This is a genomic window from Flaviflexus huanghaiensis (assembly GCF_014118685.1).
GTDB lineage: Bacteria > Actinomycetota > Actinomycetes > Actinomycetales > Actinomycetaceae > Flaviflexus > Flaviflexus huanghaiensis.
Window position 1 is genome coordinate 49,242 of record NZ_JACFAK010000005.1, and the last position, 25,510, is coordinate 74,751.

Consider the following 25,510-nt stretch of genomic DNA (forward strand, 5'->3'; position numbering starts at 1 on the left):
AGACTGACCCGGCGCCTCAGCCGAGCGGCACCCACCACTGGACAACAGCGCCGCGCTGTTCTCCTCGGGCGAGTTCGAAGCCGCCGCCGTGGCGGCGGGCTCGTGCCGCGAGGTTCGCAAGGCCCGATCGACGTGCTCGGGAGGGAGACAATCCGACGCCGTCGTCGGCCACGGTGATGCGGACCTCGGACTCGTCGACTCCCACCGTGACGCTGACAGACGATGCCTTCGCGTGACGCGCCGCGTTTGACAGTCCCTCACGTGCGACCGCGACGATGTCATCGGCGATGTCGGCTCCGACGAGGTTATCGATTTCGGCGACGGTTTCATTATCTGTGTCAGAAGGCAGCGCCTGCCCGTGGAGGCTGATGATGAGGGATGGGGCGAACCCGAGAGAAGTACGGGCGAGAGAGGCCTCACGGCGCAGACGTTCGACGACGACAACGTTCGCATCCGGCTCGCGTAGCCGACGGACGATGTGGCGGATCTCCTTCACCGATTCATCGACTGATTCGATGGCCTGGTTGAGCAGGTCGACAACATCGGAGGGCGCGTCCTTCGACTCAAGGTCCTCTCGGATGGCTGTGATCTGCATGCCGGTCGCAAACAGCTGCTGTATCGCCAGGTCGTGCAAGTCGCGACCGATCTTTGCCCGCTCGTCAATCTGCGTAGCGACATCCTGAGCGTGCCGCGCCGAGGCGAGCTCGAGCGCGAGCGCGGCCTGCTTCGACACGGACTCAGCCATGGCAAGGTCGGCGAGGTCGAACTCGGGTTGGTTGCGTGAGCGCAGGAGGACGATGACGCCAGCGCCAACCCCCTGAACGATCATCGGAGCGTAGAGGGCGGGACCGTAGCCACGTAGCGCCGGTATCCGCATCGTCCGAGTTCGGGTCATCGAATCGACGACGACACCGCTCCCTTCGCGGATGACGGTTTGGGCACGGCCCTCCGGCGGGAACTCGAGTCCGATCATGTTCTCGGCGTCATAACCGTCAGCGATCTCGCATACCCACGCGTCACCGACCGACGGGAGGATGATGAGGGCTGTGCAGGACTTGGAGACGATCCTCATCTTCTTTGCGATGAGTTCAAGCGCCTCCTCCTCGTCTGTTCCCTCAAGTAGCGCAGTCGTGATCGCCTGGGAGACGGCGATCCAGGCGGCGCGGTCCTCTGATTCCGCGTAGAGTCGCGAGTTTTGAACGGCGATGGCGGCGGCATTGGCAAGCATGACCATGTTTGCCGAATCCTCGTCATCGAACCCGCCCTCCTTGTCGGTAAGGTAGAGCCTTCCGTAAACCTGCTCGTGGATGCGGACGGGAACGCCCAGGAAGTTCTTCATCCGCGGGTGGTACGACGGCCATCCCTGGAAGGCCGGATGGGAGGCGAGATCATTAATGATGAGCGGCGCATCGACTGGGATCTCCGCGAACACACCATGCCCGTGTGGTGGATGAGGCAGTCTCTCAGCCTCGTTCACCTCCATCCCCGAGAAATGGAAGGCGACAGTCTCACCGCGCGAGCCAAGGATGCCGAGGGCCGCATACTTCGCGTCCGTCAGTCGCCGTGCGGCCTCGACAAACTCCTGCAGAGCCTCAGTTAGATCCAGCCGCGAGGTCAGCGCAAGTGCAGAGTCGAACAGGCCGGACGTACTGTCAGTTGCGCTCGGAATGTGGTACCCGATCGGGTTTGTCATTGAGCCTCCTGCACCGCCCATCTAAAGCTGGGACTGTGTTCCATCAGTTCATCATAGGCGCCGATCTCGACGCCATCATCGCCCAAGTGGATCACGGTGTCCGTCCTCTGAAGATCCGTCAGCCTGTGGGTGACGACGATGACCCCGAGATCTGACTCGTAAAGATCGCCGAGGAGGCGGTCGGCTGTCTCAGGCTCCAGGTGTTCGGCTGGCTCGTCGAGGGCAATGATCGGGGCATGAGAAGCATGAGCACGAGCGAGCAGAAGCCGCCGACGCTCACCCCCAGACACGGTCGTCGCGTTCTGCCCCAGCATCGTATCGAGCCCGCCGGGCAGACGTGCAAGCCAGTCCCCGAGACCAGCTTTCGTCAGCGCTTCGCGCGCCTCATTCTCTGTCAGGTCCTTCCGCACGACGCGTAAGTTCTCCATGACTGTTGTTTGGAAGATGTGAGAGTCCTCGGCAATGAGGATGAGGGCGCGGGAGATCGATTCGCGATCGAGTGTCGAGACTTCCATGCCCCCGAGGGTTACGGTGCCGGCGTGTGGCTTAATGAGACCCGCGAGCGTCATGAGTAGCGTTGACTTGCCGACGCCGGATGGACCGACGATCGCAATCTTCGAGCCTCTGCCCACTGTGAGGTTGAACGGTCCGGCCACATCTGGGCCGCCCGGCCATCCGACAACGAGATTGCGGGCGTCGATGACCGGCTCCAGGTTGAGGTCGCGCTTCTTTGCGAGAGGCTCTTCCTCGCCGATGAGGTCGATAATGCGAGTGGCGGCCTGACCGGATTGGACGAGCTCGAGAGCCGCCGGTCCGAGCGCGGCCGTCCCCTCGAACGCCGCAAGCGGCACGAGAACGCACACAGCGAGCTCAATGCCATTGAGTTGCCCCGCCTCGAGCTGGCTAACGCCGATGATGATCGCGCCCAGTACGGCCAGGGCGAGCGCCATCGTGTCGATCGCTGCCGCCCAGGCCTGGGGTTTTGCAGCTCTGTCTCGGTGGGAGTGGATCCGGGATTCGGTGCGGCGCACCGCCTCTTTCATCGCCGCCAGCCGACCGGAAATCCGCAGCTCTCCGGCTCCCTCGAGCAAGGCTAGCGACAGCGCCGACAACTCCGCCTCGTCCTCGACTCGGCTTCGCTCCGCACGGCGCGCACCGACGGCGGCAACGACCGGTCCGAGGAGCCCCGAGATGAGGAGACAGACGACGAGGGCGATTGCGATGGGGGCGGAGAGGAACCAGACAATGCCGACAGAAACGAAAGCGGTAACGAACGCGACGCAGGCGGGCATGATGGCTTTGACGACCGTGTCGCCGATTGTGTCGACGTCGGCGCCCGTGCGCGCCAGCAGGTCGCCGCGGCGAATGCCGGCCACCCGCGAATCGGACGAGGAGGCGAGCGCCGCGTACATGTTGGTTCGGAGGCGGCCCATGCCGGACAGTGCGACGCGGTGTGAGGCAAGCCGTTCAAGGTACCGGAAGACTGCCTTGCCGATGCCGAACATGCGGACAGACGTCGCCGCGACCGACAGCTCAAGCACCGGCGGCATCTGAGAGGCGCGGGCGATGAGCCACGCTGAGACGGCGGATAGTGCGATGGCGCTCCCGAGCCCCATCGACCCGAACACGACGGCCAGTAGGAAACGGCCGCGGTTGAGCTCGAGGGCCGACAGCGCGCGACGCAGTGCCGACCATTCCTTTTTCGTAAGAATCATCGGGCGACCTCCAGCGCACTGACCGTGATGATCTTGTCGGCAATCGCGAGGAGGGTGGGACGGTGGGCAATGACGAGCACGGTCTGTCCGTTGCTCTTGGCGGCCTGAACTGCCTCGATGATGTGTGCTTCCGACGTCTGATCCAGGTGTGCAGTCGGCTCGTCGAGCACAAGGAGAGCTCGCCGCTCTCGAAGCGCACGGGTCAGGGCCAACCGCTGACGCTGACCGAGCGAAAGTCCGACGCCTCCCTGACCGATCTGTGTCTGCCACCCATGGGGGAGCGTGTCGATGACCTCGTCGAAGCCTGCGAGACGAGCTGCCTCATCGTCGATCCCGCCGATATTCTCGGCGACGGTGCCGGGCACGAGGACAGGCCTCTGCGGCACCCACGTGATCTGGGAGCGCCACGAGTCCGGGTCGATCTGACCGATCGGCACCCCGTTGACGGATGCGGTTCCCGCCGAGGGTTCGAGCAGGCCGAGAAGAACCGACACTGTCGTCGATTTACCGGAGCCCGACGGCCCGGCGAGCGCCGTGATATGGCCATGGGGAATTGTCGCGGTGAGTCCCGCAGGGGCGACGATGCCGCGCCCCTCGGCCTCGACGGAAAGGTTCTCGATGACTATATCGCTACGGTTGAGGTCAGGGCTTGGCAGGCGACCGGGTTCGGATATTGGGGTCTCAATGACGGTGATCGCTTGCTCAGCTGCCGCAAGCCCGTCGGTCGATGCATGGAATTGCGAGCCGACTTCACGCAAGGGCTTGAAAAGTTCGGGGGTGAGCATGATGATGATGAGCCCGGTCGTGAGATCGAGGTATCCGTACACCATTCGGAAGCCGACCTCGACCGCGACAAGAGCCGTCGAGAGGGTTGCGAGGAACTCGAGGACGGAACCTGAGAGGAAGGCGACCCGTAGCGCAGCCATCGTCGTCATCGTGTAGCTCCGCCCGAGGGAGTCGACCCGCTTGACCGGCCCTTGCTCGCGGCCGAGCGCCTTGAGAGTAGGAAGTCCGGCAATGAGGTCGAGGACCTGGTCGCCAAGGCTTTCCATCGAAGCTAACTTCTTTTTCGACGTTGACTCCGTCATCTTGCCGATGAGGATCATGAAGACCGGGATGATCGGGAGGCAGAAGACAATGATGATGGCGGATGGCCAGTCGAGGAGTAAGACGACGAAGAGGGAGGCTGGCGTTACTGTCGCTGTCAGGAGTAGCTGGGGTAGGTACTTGACGAAATACGGCTCGAGATCCTCAAGACCGCGGGTTGTGAATGTCACAATTGACGATGCTCGGGCGGCGAGCCAGCGCGGGCCGAGGTCGCCTGCTTTGTCGAGGACTTTGCTTCGAAGTTCAGAAATCGTCGCCAGTGCCGCGCGATGGCCGAACGATTCCTGTATCCACGTCACGACCATCCTCCCGAGGAAGACGAGAGCAAGTGAACCGATAAAAGGAATCGAGTCTGTCAGCCCCGCTGTGCCGTCAATGACGGGAGAGATTGCGTATGAGATGAGAAAGCACTGGGCGATGATGAGTGCCGCAGAGAGGATGCCTGTCACCGTCACGAGGGCGACATATCGTCTGGCTGGAGCGGCATGGGAGAGGAGTTTGGGGTCCAGAGGCTTCACAGAACTCACTCTAGTCGTGGACTAACGTCACCCGTTAAAAGAGGGCGGGCGCGGCCGAGTGGCACGCGCCCGCCCTGAGAATACTCAGCGGAGGTTGTCATCCATGACCCTGCTCAGGCCGGATGCTTGGTCGGGGATGTCATCGACGGAGATCCGCTTGGCAAACACCTTGTATGACCAGATCGAGTACCCGATGACAATCGGCACGAAGATGACCGCCGCGCCCAGCATGATGATCTGGGTCGGGCCCGTCGCCGTCGCCTGCTCGATTGACAGCGAGTACGCCTCGTTGATTGAGGACCTCATGACGTACGGGAACATGGCGGTGAAGATAAACGCCACTGCCGCTGCAATCGCAATGAAGTTGGCGATGAAGGCGCGTAGCTCGTCTCTCAACCTCGCAAAGTGCGCGGTCGCAACAAGGCAGACTGCTGCAATAACGAGTGGGATCCAGGACCACATGCTCGTCGCATACACGAACTGGGCCCATAGCGCCCATACGGCGGTGATGACGAGCGAGCCGATCGATAGCCGCGCCGCGTACTTGGCCGCGCGGGCCTGCATCTCGCCAGCGGTCTTGAGCGCGAGGAAGATCGCGCCGTGGGACAGGAACAGAGACAGCGTCACGAGGCCGCCAACGATCGTGAACGGTGTGAGGAGAGAGAAGAATCCGCCGGTCAGATGGTGCGTGAACGCGGCCGCGTCAATAGCGGAAGCGGACTCCATCTCCTGTGCCGACACAACCTCGAATGTCTGGGTTGCAGGATCGGTGATCCTCAGGACCTCGATTTCCATTCCCTTGACGAGGTTGGCGAATGCAACGCCCCAGAGGATCGACACGCCCCACGCGGAGGTCGTGTGGATCATGTCCCAGCGTTTGCGCCAACCATCGTCGTTGATTTTGCCCCGCCATTCGATGGCGGTAATGCGGACGATGAGGAGAACGAGGATGACGAAAAGCGCAAGATACATTCCGGAGAACATCGTCGCGTACCACTCAGGAAATGCAGCGAATGTCGCGCCACCTGCTGTGATCAACCAGACCTCGTTGCCATCCCAGTGAGGACCGATGGTGTTGAGAGCGACGCGTCGCTCCTTCGGATTGCGGGACAGCCGTGTGAATAGCATGCCGACACCGAAGTCGAACCCCTCGAGCGTGAGGTAGCCGGTCCAGAGGACGCCGATGAGAATAAACCAGACGTAGGGAAGGAATTCCATCTCAGCTCTCCTTAGTAAATGAAGCTCAGGGGTTGGTTCTCGTCATCAGGTTGTGGCGCCTCGTCACCTGTGAGGTCGATGCCTTCATAGGTATAGCGGCGCACGAGCAGGAACCAGACGATGCCGAGCATGAGATAGAGGACGGTGAATCCGATAAGGGTGGAGAGGACCATCCCCGGACTCGTTACCTGCGACACACCCCAGTCGGTCAACAGCAGAACGCGGTCAACACCTGTGCCTGCGGGCTCGTTGAGCGATTCCAGGTTGGGTGCCACGACCCACGGCTGACGTCCCATCTCCGTGAATATCCAGCCGAGGTTAGAGGCAATAAACGGGGTCGGGATTGTGAGGATGGCGTACTTTGCCCAGCGGTCCGAGGCCCATGTCTTGTTCCCTCGCGTGAACCACAGCGTGGCGAGGGAGAGGATGACGGGGAAGATCATGAAGCCGATCATTCCTCGGAAGGTGTAGTACGTGACGAAGAGATTCGGGCGGTAGTCGTAGTCTGCTCCGTGGAGCTCCGCGAACTGCTCCTGATAGAACTCTTGGACCTCCGCAACGCCAGCAACCTCTGACTCGGGTCCCGTGAAGTGGTTCGTCGCCATGAAGGACGTGACGAACGGGATATCGAGGATGCGGGTGACGTTCTCACAGTCGTTCGTGAAGTCGCCGATGGCGATGAGTGACAGCGGCGCGCCTTGCTCGGTGTGACATTGAGCCTCGGCAGATGCCATCTTCATCGGCTGCTGGTCGTAAACGAGCTGGCCCTGCCAGTGGCCGCTCAGAGACACGAGCACGGCGGAAATGAGGACGGTAACGGAGCCGAAGCGGGCCGCCGAGCGCCACATCTCGGGCTGGCCTTCGATGGCGCGTCGAGACGAGCGAACCATCCACCACACGGCTATGCCAACGACGACAGTGCCCGCGACCAGGAACGAGGCCGTAATGACGTGCGCGATCGCGGACAGCGCCTTGACATTGGTCAGGACCTCAAGGAATCCACCGACGCCATCCAGTTCGGCGCGACCTGTCTCTTCGTTGAAGACGGACCCGACGGGGTGTTGCATAAAGGAGTTCGCCGCGATGATGAAGTAGGCGGAGAGATTCACGCCAATGGCGACGAGCCAGATGCTCAACGTGTTGAGCCTTGCGCTCATGCGTCCCCGGCCGAAAACCCACAAGCCGAGGAAGGTGGATTCGAGGAAGAAGGCGAGTAGCGCTTCGAAGGCCAGCGGGGCTCCGAAGATATCGCCAACAAAGCGAGAGTATTCGGACCAGTTCATGCCGAACTGGAACTCCTGGACGATTCCGGTGGCGACGCCGAGCGCAAAGTTGATGATGAGGATTTTGCCGTAAAAGTCGGCGAGCCTCAGCCATTTTTCTTTACCCGATCGCAACCATTTCGTTTGCATAATTGCGACGAGAGGGGCGAGGCCAATCGTGAGCGGAACGAGAATGAAATGGTAAACAGTTGTGATTCCGAACTGCCACCGCGCGAGGTCCAAGGCCTCCATTGACGCTTCCCTTCCAAGGTGCCGAGATATGGTCCCAATTTATGCTGGGAGCCGACTGTGAATCCTAGGACTTTAGTCCTTCTTTCAGACACTGTGACCAAAAAAATTAGCCGCATAATTCGACGTCAGTCCATCGTCCAATTCTCGTATTTTCGCTGCTTTTAACGCTCCCCGTCCGGTTACGGGCCACCGGCGAAAACCTGTGAGCGCGGACTCGTGTGGGCCCGTCCGTATGGCGTAGAGAGGTGCTCGGTGACGCCCGCTCAGCGCCCGTCGCTCAAAGTGTGAGAGAATTCCAGAAGGCCGCGCGTGCACGGAACGCGAGGTCATCGTCTCCATGTGCTGAGCGCCGCCGTCCGGGTGTGCTGCCGAGCGAGAGACGATCAGAGACTTCCGCCGTTAGGACGGCGATTACGTGGGAAGGCTTCCGTGCCGTCTTTCCGGACAGGAGTCCCAATGACAGACGAACACGCTGGCAGTACATCAGAACCAATCAAGGCGGCAATGCCCGCCACCTACCTCCTCTTCCAGGAGCCCGACCCGACGCGGGTTGTTCGGCGTCCCGTGAAGCAGGCCGAGGATCAGGACAGCACGCGCGATGATGATCGGCGCGACGACGAAGATGAGCGCAAGCCTCGCAGGCGCGGTTCCCGAGGGCGCGGCAAGTCCACAGATCAGTCCGACCAAGCAGAAGAAGGCACGAAGCCGGACGAGGACGGCGATGACGAGGAGACCCCGACGCGTTCGCGGTCCAGGCAGTCACAGCCCCGCAGGGCGAGCTCTCCTTCGCGGGAGGAACCATCCGAGGCCCCAACTGACGACTCTGACGGCGAGGAGGCTCAGTCGGTCACCCGGCGCCGCCGGCGCCGCCGCTCAACATCGCCGGATGAGGTGACGGCCCTCAAGGGATCGACCCGTCTCGAGGCAAAGCGTCAGCGCCGCAGGGACGGCCGCGAAGCCGGTCGTCGCAGACAGTCGATCACCGAGTCAGAATTCCTTGCACGCAGGGAGTCAGTCGCTCGCCGGATGCTCGTACGCGAGCAGGATGGCCTCAATCAGATCGCTGTCCTCGAAGACGACATCCTTGTCGAGCACTACGTTGCACGGCACACGCAAGTTTCGATGGTCGGCAACGTCTATCTCGGTCGCGTCCAGAACGTTCTGCCGTCGATGGAGGCGGCCTTTGTTGATATAGGTAAAGGACGCAATGCCGTTCTTTACGCTGGCGAGGTTAACTGGGAGGCGGCTGGCCTCGAGGGCAAGCCGCGCAGGATCGAGTCCGCCCTCAAATCAGGTGAATCAGTCCTCGTTCAGGTGACGAAGGACCCGATTGGGCACAAGGGCGCACGTTTAACAGCGCAGGTGACGCTCGCCGGCCGCCATCTCGTCCTCGTCCCATCGGGGGCAATGACAGGCATCTCCCGCAAGCTTCCCGATCGGGAGCGGCAGCGGCTGAAGAAGCTCCTCAAAGAGATCGTTCCCGCCGAGCACGGCGTCATCGTTCGCACCGCCGCCGAAGGAGCGACGGAGGATCAGCTTCGTAAGGACGTCGAGCGACTCACTAAGAAGTGGGATGACATCCAGGCCAAGGTCAAGGCAGCCAAGAGCGCGCCGGTTCTCCTCAAGGGAGAACCCGAGCTCGCCGTCCGCGTCGTCCGGGACGTCTTCAACGAAGACTTTGAGTCACTCCACATCCAGGGTTCAAACACATTTAAGACAATCTCCGAATACGTGCATGAGCTCTCGCCCGAACTCGATGACCGGGTTCACAAATGGGTGCAGAACAAGGACATCTTCGCCGATGCGAGGGTCGACGAGCAGCTTGCGAAGGCAATGGACCGCAAGGTCTACCTCCCGTCGGGAGGTTCGCTCGTTATCGACCGCACGGAGGCGATGACCGTCATCGATGTCAACACCGGGCGGTTCACGGGATCGGGGGGCACGCTCGAGGAGACGGTGACAAAGAACAACCTTGAGGCGGCCGAAGAAATCGTGCGTCAGTTACGGCTACGCGACATCGGCGGCATCATCGTCATCGACTTCATCGACATGGTTCTTGAATCGAACCGCGATCTCGTGCTCCGCAGGCTCATCGAATGCCTCGGTCGGGATCGTACCCGCCATCAGGTCGCCGAGGTGACCTCGCTTGGTCTTGTCCAGATGACGCGTAAGCGTGTCGGACAGGGCCTAATCGAAGCTTTCTCGTCAACGTGCGAGCACTGCAGTGGCCGCGGCTACCTCATCCACAGCCATCCCGTGGAGAAGGGCGAGCCGACGCCGAAGCAGACGAAGATCGTACGGCAGGCGCCAGTTCCCGAGCCCGACGATGATGTGGTGAAGCGCGAAGAGGTCAAATCGGCACTCGCCTCCATCGCAGCGGCCGCCCAGACCCATCGCGACGACGACGCGGACGAAGAGCCTGCGTCCCCGCGCGAGGAGAAGCAAAACCGCAGAGGCGACGAGCGCCACGACCGGAGGCAGTCTGACAAGCAAGCCGCCAAAAAGGTGGAACCCGCGTCGGCCAAGCCCACTCAGGCCGAATCTGGCAAAGTGAGCGGCCGAATCTCGCCCGGTACGCCAGCACAGGCGGTACCGCCAGAGACAGTCGCCGCTGAGCCCGCACCGGCTACCCCGGTCCAGGAGCGGAAGCCGCGCCGAGTTGCATCCTCCGGAACTATCGTCACGGCTTCAGGGGGCGGAGCCATCATCGTCGCCCCGGAGGAACCGAAGAAGGTCGAGCCTAAACGGGTGCCCGCCACCCCGGTCGAAAAGCCAGCAGAGGACAAGCAGGAGGATGAGAGTCGAAAGTCGCGCCGGGCGGTTTCTTCGGGCACGATCATCCCGAAAACGAGTACCTCGTCCGGCATTATGACCTTCCCAGTTAAGTAGTGCTGAAAAACACAGGGTGCACGCCTGTTACGCGCGGTCCCGGGCTTGGCTCGCCCACACCGGATCGCATATGATAGGACGTCGGTGCCCGCCCCGGGCATGAGACTTTTTGTCCGCATACGTCAACCAGAGATGAGCAACAACGTGGCTTACGCGATTGTCAAAGCTGGCGGCCGCCAGGAAAAGGTGTCCGTCGGCTCCATTGTCGTCATGAACAAGATCGAAGGCGAGGCCGGTGACACGGTTGAGCTCGAACCGATCCTGCTTGTCGATGGCGATAAGGTCACCACGTCTGCGGACGGGATCTCCGCGACCGTGACCGGTGAGATCATTCGTGCCGAGAAGGGCCCGAAGATCGATATCGTCAAGTACAAGAACAAGACCGGATACCGCAAGCGCATGGGCCACCGCCAGCAGCTCACCCGCGTCAAGATCACCTCGATCGCCTAGAGAATCATAAGGAGCTGAACCATGGCAACCAAGAAGGGTGCTTCCTCAACCCGTAACGGCCGCGACTCGAATGCACAGCGCCTCGGCGTGAAGCGCTTCGGCGGCCAGCTCGTCAGCGCGGGCGAAATCCTCGTCCGCCAGCGCGGCACCAAGTTCCACCCGGGCAACAATGTTGGCCGTGGCAAGGACGACACGCTTTTTGCACTCTCTGCGGGCACCGTAGAGTTCGCAACCCGTCGCGACCGCAAAGTTGTCGACATCGTTCCGGTCTCTGCCTGAACAATTCGTAGGGGAGGGGCGGACGGCTTAGTGCCGCCCGCCCCTCCTGCCATATGAGGAGGTCACGATGTCGATGTTCGTCGATAGAGTCGTACTGCACGCACAGGCGGGCAATGGCGGCAATGGATGCGCCTCGGTGCGCCGCGAGAAGTTCAAACCGCTCGGGGGGCCGGATGGAGCGAACGGCGGCAGGGGCGGCGATGTCATCCTCGAGGTCGATCCGCAGGTGACGACACTCCTCACGTACCATCGCTCCCCTCACCAGAACGCTCAGTCAGGCAAGCCCGGTGAGGGCGATCTACGCGTCGGCAAAAGCGGCGAAGATCTGGTTCTCGGAGTTCCGTCGGGCACGGTTGTGAAAACGCGCGACGGTGATGTTCTCGCCGATCTTGTCGGGCTTGGGGCCCGCTATGTTCTTGCCAGGGGAGGCCAGGGAGGGCTTGGGAACGCTGCTCTCGCCTCGCCCAAACGTAAAGCTCCCGGATTCGCCTTGCTGGGCGATGAAGGTGAGCAGGTTTCGGTCGTTCTCGAGCTGAAGTCCGTTGCAGACGTCGCGCTCGTCGGCTTCCCGTCGGCAGGTAAGTCTTCCCTCATCGCCGCGATGTCGGCCGCCCGCCCGAAGATTGCGGACTATCCGTTCACGACGCTCGTGCCAAACCTCGGCGTGGTCGATGCAGAGGGCGTCCGCTACACAATCGCAGATGTCCCCGGCCTCATTCCCGGTGCCTCCGAAGGTAAGGGCCTCGGTCTCGAGTTCCTCCGTCACATCGAGCGCTGCGCTGTCATCGTGCACGTCCTTGACTGTGCGACCCTCGAGCCGGGCCGTGACCCTGAGTCTGATCTCGAGACCATCGAGAACGAGCTCGAGATTTACTCCCGCCAAATTCCGGCGACATTCGGCCACGCGCCGCTCATGGAGCGGCCGCGTCTCGTCGTCCTCAACAAGGCGGACGTGCCCGAGGCTCGCGAACTTGCCGAGTTCGTCGCCGAGGACCTGAGAAAGAAGTACCCGGTTCACATCGTCTCCGCTGTCGCCAGGCAGGGTTTACGCGAACTGTCATTCGCGTTGGCTGCGCTCGTTGAGAAGGCGCGTGCAGAGTTGCCAGAAGAGGAGCCTGCACGGACAGTACTACGCCCCGAACCACGCGGCTCTGTCGCTGACTTCGTCATCAAAAACCTTGGCGGGTCCGGTGGTCCTCTTTACCAGGTGCTTGGTGCGAAGCCAGAGCGCTGGGTGCGCCAGACGGACTTCGCAAACGACGAGGCAGTGGGTTATCTGTCCGACAGACTGGCGAAGCTTGGTGTCGAAGAGGAGCTGGCGAAAGCCGGTGCTCTGGCCGGTGATACGGTCGTCATCGGGTCAGTGGAAGGGGGCGTCGTCTTCGATTGGGAACCAACAATGTCGACTGGAGCAGAGCTCCTGGGACCCCGCGGGACCGATCTTCGGCTCGACCAGGTCGATCGCCCCACGCGGCGCGACAAGCGTGAAGCTTTCAAAGAGCGCATGGATGCCAAGGAAGCCGCGCGCCAGGAGTTGTGGATGGAGCGCGACTCCGGCGTATGGACGGATCCCGAAGAATGAACAGGGCTCTTGCCAACAGGGCGTTCGTATCGAGCGCCCCCCGCTTCGTCGTCAAGATTGGATCATCGTCCCTGACGAAAGCGGACGGCACCCTCAATCGCAAGGCCCTCGAAACACTGTCCGATACGCTTTCTGACGCGTACGACAGAAACCAGAGGTTCGCTCTCATCTCATCAGGCGCTGTCGCGGCAGGTGTTGGCCGTCTCGGCATCGCCAGTCGGCCAACCGATATGTCGGGACTGCAGGCAGCGGCGATGGTTGGGCAACCCCACCTCATGACGGCCTACGGGGAACAGTTCGGGATGCGAGGCATCGGAATCGGACAGGTCCTCCTCACAGCAGACGACGTCATCCGGCGGACTCACTATCGGAATGCGCGACTGGCATTAGAAAAGCTGTTTGCCATGGGGATCATCCCGATCGTCAACGAGAATGACGCTGTCGCGACCACCGAGCTACGGCTCGGTGACAACGACCGCCTCGCGGCCATCATCGCGCACCTTGTCAGGGCCGACGTTCTCATCCTCCTCACCGACGTCGACGGGCTCTATTCCGGACCACCGTCCGACCCGGGATCGCGTCCCATCCGATTTGTCGGCAACATGGCAGAGCTCGAGAACTACTCGATCACCGGACGAGGTAGCCTGTTCGGCACCGGCGGTATGGCGACGAAGGTGACGGCCGCTCGGATGGCGACAGCTTTTGGCATTCCCGCGCTTGTCACATCGGCGGAAAATCTGCGGCCGGCGCTGGCTGGCGAACCGGTCGGCACGTGGTTCGCAGCGACCGGCCAGAAATCTAATGCTCGAGCACTGTGGATTGCTCACGCCGCCAAGTCCCACGGGCAGGTGCGTCTCGACGCGGGTGCGGTCGACGCACTCGAGTCGGGGGGAAACTCCCTTCTTGCGGTGGGTATCACCGATGTCGTCGGCACATTCGATCCGGGCGATCCCATTGATATTCTCGGCCCCGGCGGCGACCTTATCGCTCGGGGACTGGCAGGCTGGGACTCCGAGCGCTTACGAGAATCCGCCGGTCAGCCCGGTGCAGGAAGGCCTGCCGTCCACGTCGACGACATGGTCTTGCTCCGACACTGACGCACGCGTCATCATGATTTTCATAACATGTAGCAATGGACCCTTTTCTCAGCGTTCGAGCGCGGCCGCAGTGAACGGTTCGTAGGGCTGGCGCGCGCGGGCATTTCCCCTGGCAGAGCCTGCAAAAGTCCCCTCGAGGCGGCGGTTCCAACGGTTTGGTTGGGGGACGTTGTCTGTGACATTATGTTGGTGATCGAGTTCGAGACGCCCTTGAGAGAAGCGTTGAAGGCTGATTGGCAGTCATGCTGGCGGTAATGGTGCCGTCAGATTTACTTGATGTCCAAGGGAGGACACACATGAGAAACGCAAAGCGGGCGCTCGCGCTGGTGACAGCTGGCGCTTTCGCCCTTGGCGGCCTCGCCGCCTGCGGGAACGACGATGAGGGCGGTTCGGGCGACGCAGCGGACGGTTCTGTCTACTTCCTCAACTGGAAGCCGGAATCTGAGGAGACCTACAACGAGATCGCTGCGGCATACACCGAGGAGACCGGTGTTCCTGTCAAGGTCGTGACGGCCGCATCCGGCACGTACGAGCAGACCCTCAAGTCGGAGGTCACAAAATCGGATGCTCCGACGCTGTTCCAGATTAACGGCCCGATGGGTCTGAAGAATTGGCAGTCGTACGCTCTCGAGCTAGATGACACTGACTTTGCGAAGGATCTCAACGACCCGGGGCTCGCGCTCAAGGGGGAGGACGGCAAGGTCTACGGCGTGCCGGTCGCAGTCGAAGGTTACGGCCTCATCTACAACCAGGCGATCATGGAGGATTACTTCGCGATGGACGGCGCGAAGGCGACGTCCATGGATGAAATTGCTGATTTCGAGACGTTCAAGTCTGTCGTTGAAGATATGCAGGCGCGTGCCGACGAGCTCGGTATCGACGGCGTCTTCGCTGCAACGTCACTCGCCACGGGCGAGGAATGGCGCTGGCAGACTCACCTCGCCAATATTCCCGTGTACTGGGAGTACCAAGACGATGATGTGACGGACAAGGAAGAGATCGAATTTACCTACTCCGACAACTACAGGAACATCCTCGATCTTTACCTTGAGAACTCGACTGTGGAGCCGGCGCTCACACCGTCGAAGACAGTCACGGACTCCATGCAGGAATTTGCGACGGGCAAGGTAGCCATGGTTCAGAACGGCAACTGGGCGTGGAGCCAGATCAAGGACATTGAAGGCAACGTCGTGGCCGAAGAGGACATCAAGTTCATGCCCATCTACACGGGTGTTGACGGCGAGGAGTCGAAGGGCATCAACATCGGCACCGAGGCATTCATGGCGGTCAACGCCCGCGCATCTGAAGCCGACCAGCAGGCCACGATCGACTTCGTCAACTGGCTCTTCAGTTCCGAGGCCGGCATGACGTATGTGACGGAGGACCTCGGCTTCATCGCGCCGTTCAGGTCCTTCGGCGACAGCACACCGAATGATCCGCTCGCTGTCGAGATCAACCGGTACATGACAGATCCCGACCTCGAGCCGATTCCGTGGGTGTTCACAACCTTCCCATCTCAGGCATTCAAGGAGGACTTCGGCCAGGCTCTGGCACAATACGCCTCCGGCAACGTCGAATGGAACGAAGTTGTCGACACCTTCGTCAACTCGTGGGCTCGCGAAAAGGCGAACCTGGGCTGATAACCCCTGACGTGCCGGGGCGGGCGCCGCCAGCCCCGGCACCTCAGTGTCGTAGCAGTCGCGACAACACTTAGTGGAGACGAGATGCAGAGAACACTAAAGAAATACGTCCCTATCTTCGTTGCGCCAACAGGAATTGCGTTCACGATCGCCTTCCTGTTGCCGTTCCTCATTGGCATCTATCTTTCTTTCTCGACATTCACGACGATCACGGACGCCGAATGGGTGGGCCTCGAGAACTATCAGAGGGTTTTTGAGGAAAACCAGGGCTTCACCAGTTCCTTCCAGTTCACGATCCTCATCGTCATCGTCGCTATCATCTCGGTCAACGTCTTCGCGTTCACCATTGCGAGGCTTCTCACCCAGAAGCTGAAAGGCACGAACTTTTTCCGTTCCGTCTTCTTTATGCCGAACCTTATCGGCGGCATCGTCCTCGGCTACACCTGGCAGTCGATGATCAATGCGGTCCTCGCGAACTACGGAACGACGATCATCTCGCGATGGGAGTATGGCTTTGTCGGCCTCATCCTCCTCATCAACTGGCAGCAGGTCGGCTACATGATGATCATCTACATCGCCGGTCTTCAGGCAGTTCCTCCCGAGCTGACGGAAGCCGCGGAAATCGACGGCGCCACACGGTGGCAGTCATTGCGGCACGTCACAATCCCCGTCATCATGCCGACTATCACGATCTGCGTATTCCTCACGCTGTCGAACTCTTTCAAAATGTTCGACCAGAACCTCGCGCTGACCAACGGCGCACCCCAAGGAAAGACCGAGATGGTCGCACTCAACATCGTCAACACGATGTTCGCCCGAATGGGTCAGGAGGGCGTTGGCCAGGCCAAAGCCGTCGTCTTCGTCATCATCGTCGTCGTCATCGCGTTCCTGCAGTTGCGGGCTACGCGGAGCAGGGAGGTCGAAGCATGAGCACCATCGCTGAGCAGGTCAAGCCAATCGGAGAACCGATCGTCGGGCCGAAGCATGGGGAAGGGCGTAACGGGTCGAACGCCCGTAATTCGCTCTACTACGTCATCCTCGCGCTACTCGTCGTCGTGTTCCTCGGACCGATCCTCTTCATCATCATCAACTCGTTCAAGCAACGATTTTCAATCAGCTCTGATCCGTTCGCTCTTCCCCTCGGCGAGATGTGGGCGGGACTTCAGAACTACACGACAGGTCTGGCGCGAACAGGGTTCTTCGAGGCGATCCTCTGGTCGTTCGTCATCACGGTCGCATCCGTTGCGACGATCGTGTTCCTCACAGCGATGACGGCCTACTTCATCACTCGAGTCAAGACCTGGTGGACATCTCTGCTCTATTACCTGTTCGTCTTTTCGATGGTCATCCCGTTCCAGATGGTCATGTTTCCAACGGTGAAGATCGCGGACATGCTTCACTTCAATAACCCTGCAGGCATGGTTGTCCTGTATCTCGGGTTCGGGGCTGGCCTGTCCGTTTTCATCTTCTCTGGCTTCGTCAAATCCATTCCGCTCGAGATTGAAGAGGCCGCCTACATCGACGGCTGTGGCCCACTGCAAAACTACTTCCGAGTCGTCCTGCCGATTCTCAAGCCGACGACCGTAACCGTTGCCATCCTCAACGCGATGTGGATCTGGAATGACTATCTGCTCCCTTATCTCGTCATCGGTCTTTCAACTAGGTACAAGACAATTCCGGTCGTCGTCCAGATGCTCGTCGGCTCTAACGGCAACAGGGACATGGGAGCGATGATGGCCATGCTCGTTCTCGCCATCATCCCAATTGTCATCTTCTACCTGTTCTCTCAGAAGCGCATCATCGAAGGCGTCGTCGCGGGCTCGGTCAAGGGCTGACATGGGAGGGTGGCTCGCACCCGATTCTAAGCTCTACAACGGGCTCGTCACGGTCGCGGATACCGTCATTGTCAACCTGCTACTCATCGTCTTCAGTTTGCCAATCATCACTGCAGGTGCCGCTTTCACCGGAGCCCACACAGCGCTCCTGCAGCAGGCGAGGGAAGAGGGCTCATCGCCCGTGCGGGCATTTTGGACCGGTTTTCGTTCTAAACTCGGGCAATCAACCGTCGTATGGCTGGCGCTCCTTGTTCTTCTCACGGTGTCGGCTTGGGAGATCTGGGCTATCAATCGGATGGAGATGGGTCTTGCCGGCGCGGCGGTCACGGTCATTGTCCTCACCGGCGTCGTCCTTTTTCTCGGCTTCGCCGTCTGGGTCTTCCCGCTCCTGAGCGAACGACCCGCCCGGCTCGGTCAGATCGTGCGCGGCGCTGCGCTCCTCGCCATCGGATACTTGCCGCGAACGCTTGTCGCACTATCGCTCCTACTCGTTCAGCCGTTCGTTCTCTTTCTCAACGGTGATGCGCTTGGCGTCCTCATCTTCGCGAATATCGTCATTCTGCCCGCGGCCGTGCTCTACATGCATGCGCTCATGTTCGCCGGACCACTCGCATCACATACCGCGTAGGAGACAACACTCCGAATGTGATTAAGTACACACGTACTAAAAGTTGAAGAGCTCTGCCTATTTGAAGGGAGAGCTCTTTTTGCTGTCATTCTGCGGTTTCTTGGCATGCGGTAGGTTACCCGGGACGGGTAGCGAAAGCGGATTGCGAGCCCTACTCGACCGTATCTCACGTGCTGGTCAACGGCATCTTGACATCTGGACCTGAGCGCGTGTTATCCTGGCGACGGTCCAGAGAACCAGCATTAAGCCCCGGCTAGCTGGTCGACAACCCCCCACGTGCGAGGGGTGCCCCGGGTGACGACCAGGCCTCAATCGGCAAGCGACGCACCGTTCTCGGTGGATAGCACGAAGGATAAAATATGGCATTCACGAATATTGTCGAGACGACTGGACTGCGAGTATCGGCTCCGTTCCTCCTTCGTCGAATGCGCATGTGGCACAAGTCCATGGCCTGATCCGGCCAACTGGATCTGCCCGGGAGAGTCTCCCGCACCGCTTTATGCACCTTCGTACAGCTCCATACGGAGCAGCTCTGCTATATCCAAGGAACTTCCGATGACAATCCAGCTGCCCTCATCACGACAATCCCGTCGCGGCTACAAAGTCCCCTCGATCAGCATCGATCTGTCCACCCTCGGGGCTGAGGTGTTTGACGCCTCCTCCGAGTTTGGTGAAGACTTTCCGGTCGAATCCTGCATCCTGCATCGGCTCGCCTCAATGACGAGCGCTGCAATTTCTGACGGTCTCGCCGCCGTCACCCTCGGTTCTACCTTCCTCCTGCGCTCGGACCTCCATATCCGGGACTGTCGACTCGACCCGGTGCGTGCGGCCGTCAAACTCAACTCGCGGATCACCGGCCCGATCTTTGCCGCTATCACAGCCGACAGCGGATGCGTGGAAGCCCTTGACGCGGTCAAGGGAACAGACGTTGGGCTTGAGATTCACGTCGCGGAGGGCGACCTCACTCCTGCCCTCACGATCATCGAGCAGGCGCGCGCGGCAGGAACGCCCATAACAGTCGCGCTCACGGGGGAGACCGCGTCGCGCATTGACCTCGGCAAGCTTGGCGCGGTTGCCGACAGCATCCGTCTGCGTGAACCCGATCCGCATACCGCTCGAGAGATTCGGTATTCCCTGCGGTCAGCTGCCCTCGAGCAGGGCCGCGACCTGCGGGTATCTGCTGATCTTTTCATGATTGTGTCGGCGTGCGCGATGGACGCGGAGGAGCGCGCCAGCCTCATCGCCGCTATTGGCGCCGACCGCTACGCCGTTGGCTCTGCCCGAGTTCTCGGCACCGTCCATGACGTCGCCGATCATATCGATTCGTGGCTTGCACTGGGTTCCGCAGACGCCTTCACGATTCTTCCCGGCTCTCTCCCGACCGATCTCGCGTCGACTGTGTGCGGTGTTCTGCCACTTCTCCAGGCTCGCCGCACAGCTGAGTCGGCAGAATAGCGGATGACGACAGTCATTAAGGGGGCGCCGCGGCGCCCCCTTAATGAACCTTGAGAATCGGCCCTCTCGTCGGGGCCGGTCTTTACTCGTTTATGACGTCAGGACTCTGCGCCCTGCTGTTCAGCGATCTGTGCGCGCACAGCGTCCATATCGAGCTTTTCGGCCTGGTCGATGAGGTCCTCGAGCGCGGAGGCTGGCAGGGCCCCAGCCTGTTCGAACAGTTTGATTCCGTCGCGGAACACCATGAGCGTGGGAATAGACATGATCTGGAATGCCTGGGATAGCTCAACCTGGTCTTCCGTGTCGACCTTGCCGAAGGTGACGTTCTCGTGCTTCTCAGAGGCGGCCTCGTAGGTCGGCGCGAACTGGCGGCACGGGCCGCACCACTCCGCCCAGAAATCTAGGAAGACCGTTCCCTCCTTGATGGTGTCGTTGAAGTTGTCTTTTGTAATCTCGACTGTCGCCATGTCCAGCTTCCTCCGGTTATCTTCTTTTCCCTAAAGGGCGATACGTGGGCTGTAACGGGCTGGACCCGAGAATAATTCCCTATACCCTTACTCTTATGACGAACACACGAGAGGCTGTGCAGGAGCTGGCGACGATGGCGCGCGGCGCTGCACGAGTGCTCAGAAGCTCTTCGACTACCGAGAAGAACGCCGCTCTCGCGGCGATCGCGACGCTCCTGGAGGAGCGATCGACCGAGATCATCGATGCCAATGGGCGCGATGTCGCCCGCGGGGTGAAGGACGGACTGACTGAGGCGCTGATCGATCGCCTGACCCTGGATCAGCAGAGAATCGCTGGCATCGCCGAGGCCGTGAGGCAACTCATCGCGCTTCCGGACCCAGTCGGGGAAGTCGTCGCAGGTAGTACGTTGCCGAATGGGCTCACGGTTCGCAATATCCGTGTGCCGATGGGCGTGATCGGAATGATCTATGAGGCACGACCTAACGTCACGGTGGACGCCGCGTGCCTCGCGCTTAAAGCGGGAAACGCGGTCCTGTTGCGCGGCGGCTCGGCCGCAGAACACACCAACGAGGTTCTCGTCGGTCTCATGCGTGAGGCGATCGCGTCCGCCGGGATTCCCGCGGACGCGATCGCCTCCGTGGATGAATGGGGCCGCGAGGGCGCGACAGAGCTCATGGCTGCCCGCGGTTATATCGACCTTCTCATCCCGCGAGGCGGCGCCGGCCTCATTCAGTCGGTTGTCACCAACTCGACAGTGCCTGTTATTGAGACCGGGGTTGGAAACTGTCATGTCTTCATCAACTCCGATGCTGACAGAGACAGGGCGGTCGCGATCGCGGTCAACGCCAAGACGCATCGGACCGGCGTGTGTAATGCGGCGGAGACTCTTTTGCTGCACGAGAACTTCGACCATGCCGGTGAGGTCCTTGCAGCGCTGGCGGACCGCGGCGTCACCCTTCATGTCGATGACGCGGCCAAGGCTCTCGCCGAACGGGCTGGCGTCAGTCGCGACCGGATCGTGGACGCGACCGACGAGGATTGGGATAGGGAATATCTCTCCCTCGACCTCGCTGTTGCCGTTGTTGCCTCGGTGGACGAGGCTCTCGCCCATATCGCCGCGCACTCGTCAGGACATACGGAAGCGATCGTCACGGACTCCGTGGCAGACACGAACCGGTTTGTCGCCGGGGTCGATTCGGCGGCCGTCATGGTCAACGCTTCAACGCGGTTCACCGACGGAGGCGAGCTCGGTCTCGGTGCTGAGATCGGAATTTCGACCCAGAAACTTCATGCGCGCGGGCCCATGGGGCTTGCCGAGCTGACGACGACGACATGGGTCGTTGAGGGTGCGGGGCATGTCCGCTAGCGGCTTCCCGGTGACGGCGGAGCATGACCTCGCATGGATCGAGGCGCCGCACCCGAACGATGAGCTGCATCGCCGCATTGGCGTCATGGGTGGCACGTTTGACCCAATCCACCATGGTCACCTTGTCGCGGCATCTGAGGTCCAACACCGGTTCGGGCTCGACGAGGTCATTTTCGTGCCGACGGGAGAGCCTCCCTATAAACAGGAACGTGAGGTCTCGCCTGCCGAGTACCGCTACCTCATGACCGTCATCGCGACAGCCTCGAATGCTCGGTTTTCGGTCTCACGCGTTGACATTGACCGGCCAGGGCTCACGTACACGATCGACACACTCCGCGATTTGAGGGAAATCTACCCGGATGATGAGTTCTTCTTCATCACCGGCGCCGACGTCCTGCCGCAGATTCTCGACTGGAAGGACGCCTCCGAATTGTGGGAGCTCGCCCACTTCGTCGGCGTTAGCAGGCCGGGCCACAGCATCGCATCGAACGGACTGCCCCCCGACCGTGTGACGGTCATCGAAGTGCCCGCCATGGCGATCTCGTCGACGGATGTGCGCGAACGAGAACGGATCGGTGTCCCTATTTGGTACCTCGTGCCCGATGGCGTCGTGCAGTACATACGAAAATACGGTCTCTATTCGCCCAGTCGGATACCGCGCGTGTCGCAACCCGGAAGGGCGGCACGCCAGCGGCAGGGAAGATAGACTGTGGTGTATTCGAGCGAAGGAGAACCGATGGCCAGGATGTCGCGGCGCGAGATGCGGAAGGCTGGGCTACTGAAGCCGAAGCCTGGAGACGAGGATCAAGACGCGGTTCCTGCTGATGAGCCCGAGCCGTCGGAAGCGCCCGATCATGGTACGTCCGGTCCCGTCCCAACGCCGATGGATGACCCCGAGCGAGCTGACGAGCACTCTGAAGAGCCGCACACCGGCCTGTCCGAGGATGGCGAAACGGACCTCGGAGAGACGGCGATGATCGAGCCACAGGCCACCTCGCACGACGCTGAGGAAGAGCAATCGGAGCCCAGCCCTCAGTCACAGGCGAGCCCAGAGCGAACGAGCGTCTTCGATCGATTCTCCACCTCTGATCGGACCGACGATTCCCGAACGGTCCCACGTGTCGAAGATGAATCGACCGAACCGGCCGATGTCGTGGCCCCGCTGCCACCGCTGGAGACTGATGACAGCGATGAGGATTACGCTGGGGCCCTGCGGGCGCGCCTGAAGTCCGAGCCGCCCGCGCTCGATGACTCGACCGACGAGGAGGACGACGAGCCTGAGCCGAGCAGATGGAAGACGATCCTCCTGTTCCTCATCCTCATCGTCGTCGGATTCGGTGTAGGCATCTTTCTTGGCTCCCTCATCTTCGCCGGAGGGGAAGCCGGCTCGGCGCCATACACCACCGAATACTTCTACCCTGGAGCACTGTGACCGCAACCGCCGAATCTGTCGACCTCGCCCGCCTCGCAGTTGCGGCCGCCTTCGAGAAGCTAGCAACCTCCGCTGTCGCGATCGATGTGTCGGATCGACTGGTCCTGACAGACGTCTTCGTCGTCGCCTCCGGAGAGACTGCCCGGCAAGTGCGCGCCATCGTCGACGCCATTGATGAGGCCATGCACAAAGCTGGCACTGAGCGGCTCCGCAGGGAGGGCTACGAAGGGGAGGCTCACTGGGTTCTCGTCGACTACGGCGATGTCGTCGTCCACGTCCAGCAGGATGAGGACCGAGAATACTACGCACTGGAACGCCTCTGGGGCGACTGCCCGATGATCGATGTCTCAGATCTGGACGGGGAACGTTGATCTCAAGGATTATCCTGTGGCGTCACGGACAGACTGATCTCAACAAGCAACGGCGCCTCCAGGGAGCGAGCGACTACCCGTTGAACGACACCGGCATCGCCCAGGCGAAAGCCGCCGCAAAGAAGATTGCTGAGCTCGGCCCCACCCACATTGTGTCCTCGGATCTTACGCGGGCGTACGACACAGCGACCCGGCTCGCGAAGAGGACGGGGCTGCAGATTGCTGTTGATCCGCGGGTCCAGGAGCGCAGTTTCGGCTCCTGGGAAGGTCTGACGGCCGACGAGATTGGGCAGATCGACCGCGAGGGTCTCAACCTGTGGCGAGCTGGCCAGGAGCCGGGCGGCGACGTTGAGACGCGGGAGGCCTGCGGGCGGAGAGTTGTCACAGCGATCGCGGACTGGACCGACAGACTCGCCGACCATAACGAGGCCGTGCTCGTCATCGTCTCCCACGGTGGCGCCATCTCCAACGGTCTCATGTCCCTTTTAGGAACTAACCCGTCACTGTCTCAGCCACTTGCGGGGATGGACAACTGCCATTGGGGGATCCTTGCTCCGCAGCCCAACCGCGCGCCAGCGTGGCGCCTCATGGCGTACAACCTCAGCTGAGCTCGCGCTTGGCCGATGTGCGTTCAGCGCCCTGTGGCGGTTACCACCCCCGCAGATTTGGCGTCGAGGGGGGCTTACGGCTTAGACTTGTCAAGCACTCGGGGCTATGGCGCAGTTGGTAGCGCGCTTCCATGGCATGGAAGAGGTCAGGGGTTCGAATCCCCTTAGCTCCACCGACAATCCCGCATAAAACGGGTAGCAAGTCCGGCTATATGCCGGACTTCTTGCTTTGTCGCGAAGTCCCACGATCCGAAGGTGGAGAACAGTGATTGTCAGGGCGGCGCAGCCGGACGAGGTGGCTGATGTTGAGAAGGTTTACCACGACATCATGGATCACTTAGCTCAGACCGTTGATTACCGGCACTGGCACACCGAAGGTCATCCGAGCTCGGACATGATCCGTGGGTGGGTCGAGAGCGGCGACATGTATGTTGCAACCGATGGCACAGAAATCGCAGGCGTCATGGCGCTCGACCACAAGACCGGCCTCGGCTACGAGCGAGCCGCGTGGTCGGCACCGGTGGCGAATGAACAGGCTCTCATCATTCACGTCCTCGGCGTCGCGCCCGCACACCAGGGGCGCGGCGTCGCCGGTTTTCTTGTCGAATCCGCGATTCGAATCGCTCAGGAACGCGGTTGTCTCGCGGTGCGTCTCGACGTTCTCGTCGACAACGTAGCGGCACGGGCGCTCTACACGCGGTGTGGCTTCACGGACCTCGGAGTCCATACGATTGACTACCCCAATACCGACCTCAACCGGTTCCATCTGTTCGAATACGTCCTGTGACGGTGCGGGGCAATGGACTGACCGATGCGACAGCGCCCCGCCGTTTCACCTTAAGCATCCCTCGCGCTGAGGGCCGAGTAGCGTCGGCTTGGAAGGAAACACTCACGGTGTTACGACCCCGCTAACGCCTCCCGGCGTCGTGTGTCTGTAGAACCGTTCTCGCATTGCATGGTCACGACCGGCGCTCTGTCATTGAGACACATTCGAGCGTCGCCAAGCACAGGAGAGGGCCCGAGCTGGAGACTGCTCAGGCCCTCAACCATAGTGAGTGGGGTGCTCCGCGTGGCGGGGTCAGCTACCGGAGCTCGCGATTGAGTCGAGCGCGGCCTTCAGTCGTGTGTCGGCGTCATCAGCGACCTCGCGTACCTGGGGGCTGTCGCTCAGCTTGACCATGGTCGCCGGGTCGATTGTCTCGACTGTTGTCTGCTCGTCCTCGGCGGCCCGGTGCACAACGACGTTGCAGGGTAGGAGCGCCCCCATGTGCTGGTCACCCGCCAAAGCCTTACTTGCCAGCTTCGGGTTGCAGGCGCCGAGAATGACATAGTCTCCGACAGCGTCTGCCGCCTCTGCGCCGAGCTTCGAATTGAATGTGGCCCGCATATCAATCTCGGTGAGGACACCGAAACCCTGATCCGCGAGCGCTTGACGCGTGCGCTCCACGGCATCCGCGTAAGACAGGTCGACGGTGATGGAATGGGTGTATGACATGATCTCTCCTCGTATTGTCAGTCGGTCGTCTCTTGCCGTTAGGTCTTCTGTTGCCCATGGGTAACCCGCAGCATGTCTGCTCCGCCTACCCATTAAGGCATCCCGTTGTGCCAGGCTATGCCACCCGCTTGCTTTTCGGTGGCGAAGATG

At 61.1% G+C, this 25,510-nt stretch carries 23 protein-coding genes, 1 tRNA gene and 1 riboswitch; of the genes, 17 read left to right on the forward strand and 7 right to left on the reverse strand.

Annotated elements, in window-relative coordinates:
* Positions 1–16 precede the first annotated feature (16 nt).
* From H7E91_RS04965 to H7E91_RS04985, 5 genes are all read right to left on the reverse strand, one after another.
* On the reverse strand, positions 17–1,693 hold the full coding sequence (locus H7E91_RS04965) for a sensor histidine kinase (protein WP_182353994.1): 1,677 nt from the start codon (positions 1,691–1,693) through the stop codon (positions 17–19).
* Entirely contained in the window at positions 1,690–3,408 is a 1,719-nt protein-coding gene (gene cydC / locus H7E91_RS04970) for a thiol reductant ABC exporter subunit CydC (protein ID WP_182353995.1), read from the reverse strand. The genes H7E91_RS04965 and cydC overlap by 4 nt, the downstream gene beginning before the upstream one ends.
* On the reverse strand, positions 3,405–5,033 hold the full coding sequence (cydD, locus tag H7E91_RS04975) for a thiol reductant ABC exporter subunit CydD (RefSeq protein WP_182353996.1): 1,629 nt from the start codon (positions 5,031–5,033) through the stop codon (positions 3,405–3,407). The genes cydC and cydD overlap by 4 nt, the downstream gene beginning before the upstream one ends.
* Positions 5,034–5,117: 84 nt before the next feature.
* A complete protein-coding gene (gene cydB / locus H7E91_RS04980) occupies positions 5,118–6,251 on the reverse strand; it encodes a cytochrome d ubiquinol oxidase subunit II (RefSeq protein ID WP_182353997.1) in 1,134 nt (377 codons plus the stop codon).
* Positions 6,252–6,262: 11 nt separating this feature from the next.
* Positions 6,263–7,765, reverse strand: a complete 1,503-nt coding sequence (locus tag H7E91_RS04985) for a cytochrome ubiquinol oxidase subunit I (protein ID WP_182353998.1) — start codon at positions 7,763–7,765, stop codon at positions 6,263–6,265.
* Between the two features lie 456 nt (positions 7,766–8,221).
* On the opposite strand from H7E91_RS04985, the gene H7E91_RS04990 reads away from it, so the two are divergent.
* From H7E91_RS04990 to H7E91_RS05035, 10 genes are all read left to right on the forward strand, one after another.
* A complete protein-coding gene (locus H7E91_RS04990) occupies positions 8,222–10,654 on the forward strand; it encodes an Rne/Rng family ribonuclease (protein ID WP_182353999.1) in 2,433 nt (810 codons plus the stop codon).
* A gap of 132 nt (positions 10,655–10,786) precedes the next feature.
* Positions 10,787–11,104, forward strand: a complete 318-nt coding sequence (gene rplU, locus H7E91_RS04995) for a 50S ribosomal protein L21 (protein WP_182354000.1) — start codon at positions 10,787–10,789, stop codon at positions 11,102–11,104.
* A gap of 21 nt (positions 11,105–11,125) precedes the next feature.
* Positions 11,126–11,383, forward strand: coding sequence for a 50S ribosomal protein L27 (rpmA, locus tag H7E91_RS05000; RefSeq protein WP_126039522.1), 258 nt, complete (start codon positions 11,126–11,128; stop codon positions 11,381–11,383).
* A gap of 67 nt (positions 11,384–11,450) precedes the next feature.
* Positions 11,451–12,965, forward strand: a complete 1,515-nt coding sequence (gene obgE, locus H7E91_RS05005) for a GTPase ObgE (protein ID WP_182354001.1) — start codon at positions 11,451–11,453, stop codon at positions 12,963–12,965.
* On the forward strand, positions 12,962–14,062 hold the full coding sequence (gene proB / locus H7E91_RS05010; protein ID WP_182354002.1) for a glutamate 5-kinase: 1,101 nt from the start codon (positions 12,962–12,964) through the stop codon (positions 14,060–14,062). Before obgE ends, proB begins: the two co-directional genes overlap by 4 nt.
* Before the next feature lie 296 nt (positions 14,063–14,358).
* Entirely contained in the window at positions 14,359–15,702 is a 1,344-nt protein-coding gene (locus H7E91_RS05015; RefSeq protein ID WP_182354003.1) for an ABC transporter substrate-binding protein, read from the forward strand.
* An 84-nt stretch (positions 15,703–15,786) separates the two neighbouring features.
* Positions 15,787–16,632, forward strand: coding sequence for a carbohydrate ABC transporter permease (locus H7E91_RS05020; protein WP_182354004.1), 846 nt, complete (start codon positions 15,787–15,789; stop codon positions 16,630–16,632).
* Complete coding sequence (locus H7E91_RS05025) at positions 16,629–17,537, forward strand: carbohydrate ABC transporter permease (protein WP_182354005.1); 909 nt, start codon at positions 16,629–16,631, stop codon at positions 17,535–17,537. The genes H7E91_RS05020 and H7E91_RS05025 overlap by 4 nt, the downstream gene beginning before the upstream one ends.
* 1 nt (position 17,538) lies before the next feature.
* Complete coding sequence (locus H7E91_RS05030) at positions 17,539–18,165, forward strand: MusI family membrane protein (protein WP_182354006.1); 627 nt, start codon at positions 17,539–17,541, stop codon at positions 18,163–18,165.
* 225 nt (positions 18,166–18,390) lie between these two features.
* A riboswitch (SAM riboswitch) is annotated at positions 18,391–18,493 on the forward strand.
* A gap of 227 nt (positions 18,494–18,720) precedes the next feature.
* Positions 18,721–19,620 (forward strand): LLM class oxidoreductase, encoded by a 900-nt coding sequence (locus tag H7E91_RS05035; RefSeq protein ID WP_182354007.1) that lies wholly within the window; start codon positions 18,721–18,723, stop codon positions 19,618–19,620.
* Positions 19,621–19,718: 98 nt separating this feature from the next.
* Here H7E91_RS05035 and trxA read toward each other — a convergent pair whose 3' ends face one another.
* Positions 19,719–20,087 carry a thioredoxin gene (gene trxA / locus H7E91_RS05040; RefSeq protein WP_182354008.1) on the reverse strand — a complete coding sequence of 123 codons (369 nt, stop codon included), beginning with the start codon at positions 20,085–20,087 and terminating at the stop codon, positions 19,719–19,721.
* Between the two features lie 95 nt (positions 20,088–20,182).
* Between trxA and H7E91_RS05045 the strand changes: the two genes are divergently transcribed.
* The 7 genes from H7E91_RS05045 (at position 20,183) to H7E91_RS05075 (ending at position 24,652) form a co-directional block, all read left to right on the forward strand.
* A complete protein-coding gene (locus H7E91_RS05045; RefSeq protein WP_182354009.1) occupies positions 20,183–21,454 on the forward strand; it encodes a glutamate-5-semialdehyde dehydrogenase in 1,272 nt (423 codons plus the stop codon).
* On the forward strand, positions 21,444–22,160 hold the full coding sequence (gene nadD / locus H7E91_RS05050; protein ID WP_182354010.1) for a nicotinate-nucleotide adenylyltransferase: 717 nt from the start codon (positions 21,444–21,446) through the stop codon (positions 22,158–22,160). The genes H7E91_RS05045 and nadD overlap by 11 nt, the downstream gene beginning before the upstream one ends.
* Positions 22,161–22,190: 30 nt before the next feature.
* Positions 22,191–22,886, forward strand: a complete 696-nt coding sequence (locus H7E91_RS11700) for a hypothetical protein (RefSeq protein ID WP_182354011.1) — start codon at positions 22,191–22,193, stop codon at positions 22,884–22,886.
* On the forward strand, positions 22,883–23,257 hold the full coding sequence (gene rsfS / locus H7E91_RS05060) for a ribosome silencing factor (RefSeq protein WP_182354012.1): 375 nt from the start codon (positions 22,883–22,885) through the stop codon (positions 23,255–23,257). The genes H7E91_RS11700 and rsfS overlap by 4 nt, the downstream gene beginning before the upstream one ends.
* Positions 23,254–23,865 (forward strand): histidine phosphatase family protein, encoded by a 612-nt coding sequence (locus tag H7E91_RS05065; RefSeq protein WP_182354013.1) that lies wholly within the window; start codon positions 23,254–23,256, stop codon positions 23,863–23,865. The genes rsfS and H7E91_RS05065 overlap by 4 nt, the downstream gene beginning before the upstream one ends.
* Positions 23,866–23,965: 100 nt before the next feature.
* Positions 23,966–24,038, forward strand: a tRNA-Ala gene (locus H7E91_RS05070).
* A gap of 92 nt (positions 24,039–24,130) precedes the next feature.
* Positions 24,131–24,652 carry a GNAT family N-acetyltransferase gene (locus H7E91_RS05075; RefSeq protein ID WP_182354014.1) on the forward strand — a complete coding sequence of 174 codons (522 nt, stop codon included), beginning with the start codon at positions 24,131–24,133 and terminating at the stop codon, positions 24,650–24,652.
* Between the two features lie 291 nt (positions 24,653–24,943).
* Here H7E91_RS05075 and H7E91_RS05080 read toward each other — a convergent pair whose 3' ends face one another.
* Entirely contained in the window at positions 24,944–25,360 is a 417-nt protein-coding gene (locus H7E91_RS05080) for a DUF302 domain-containing protein (protein WP_182354015.1), read from the reverse strand.
* Positions 25,361–25,510 lie beyond the last annotated feature (150 nt).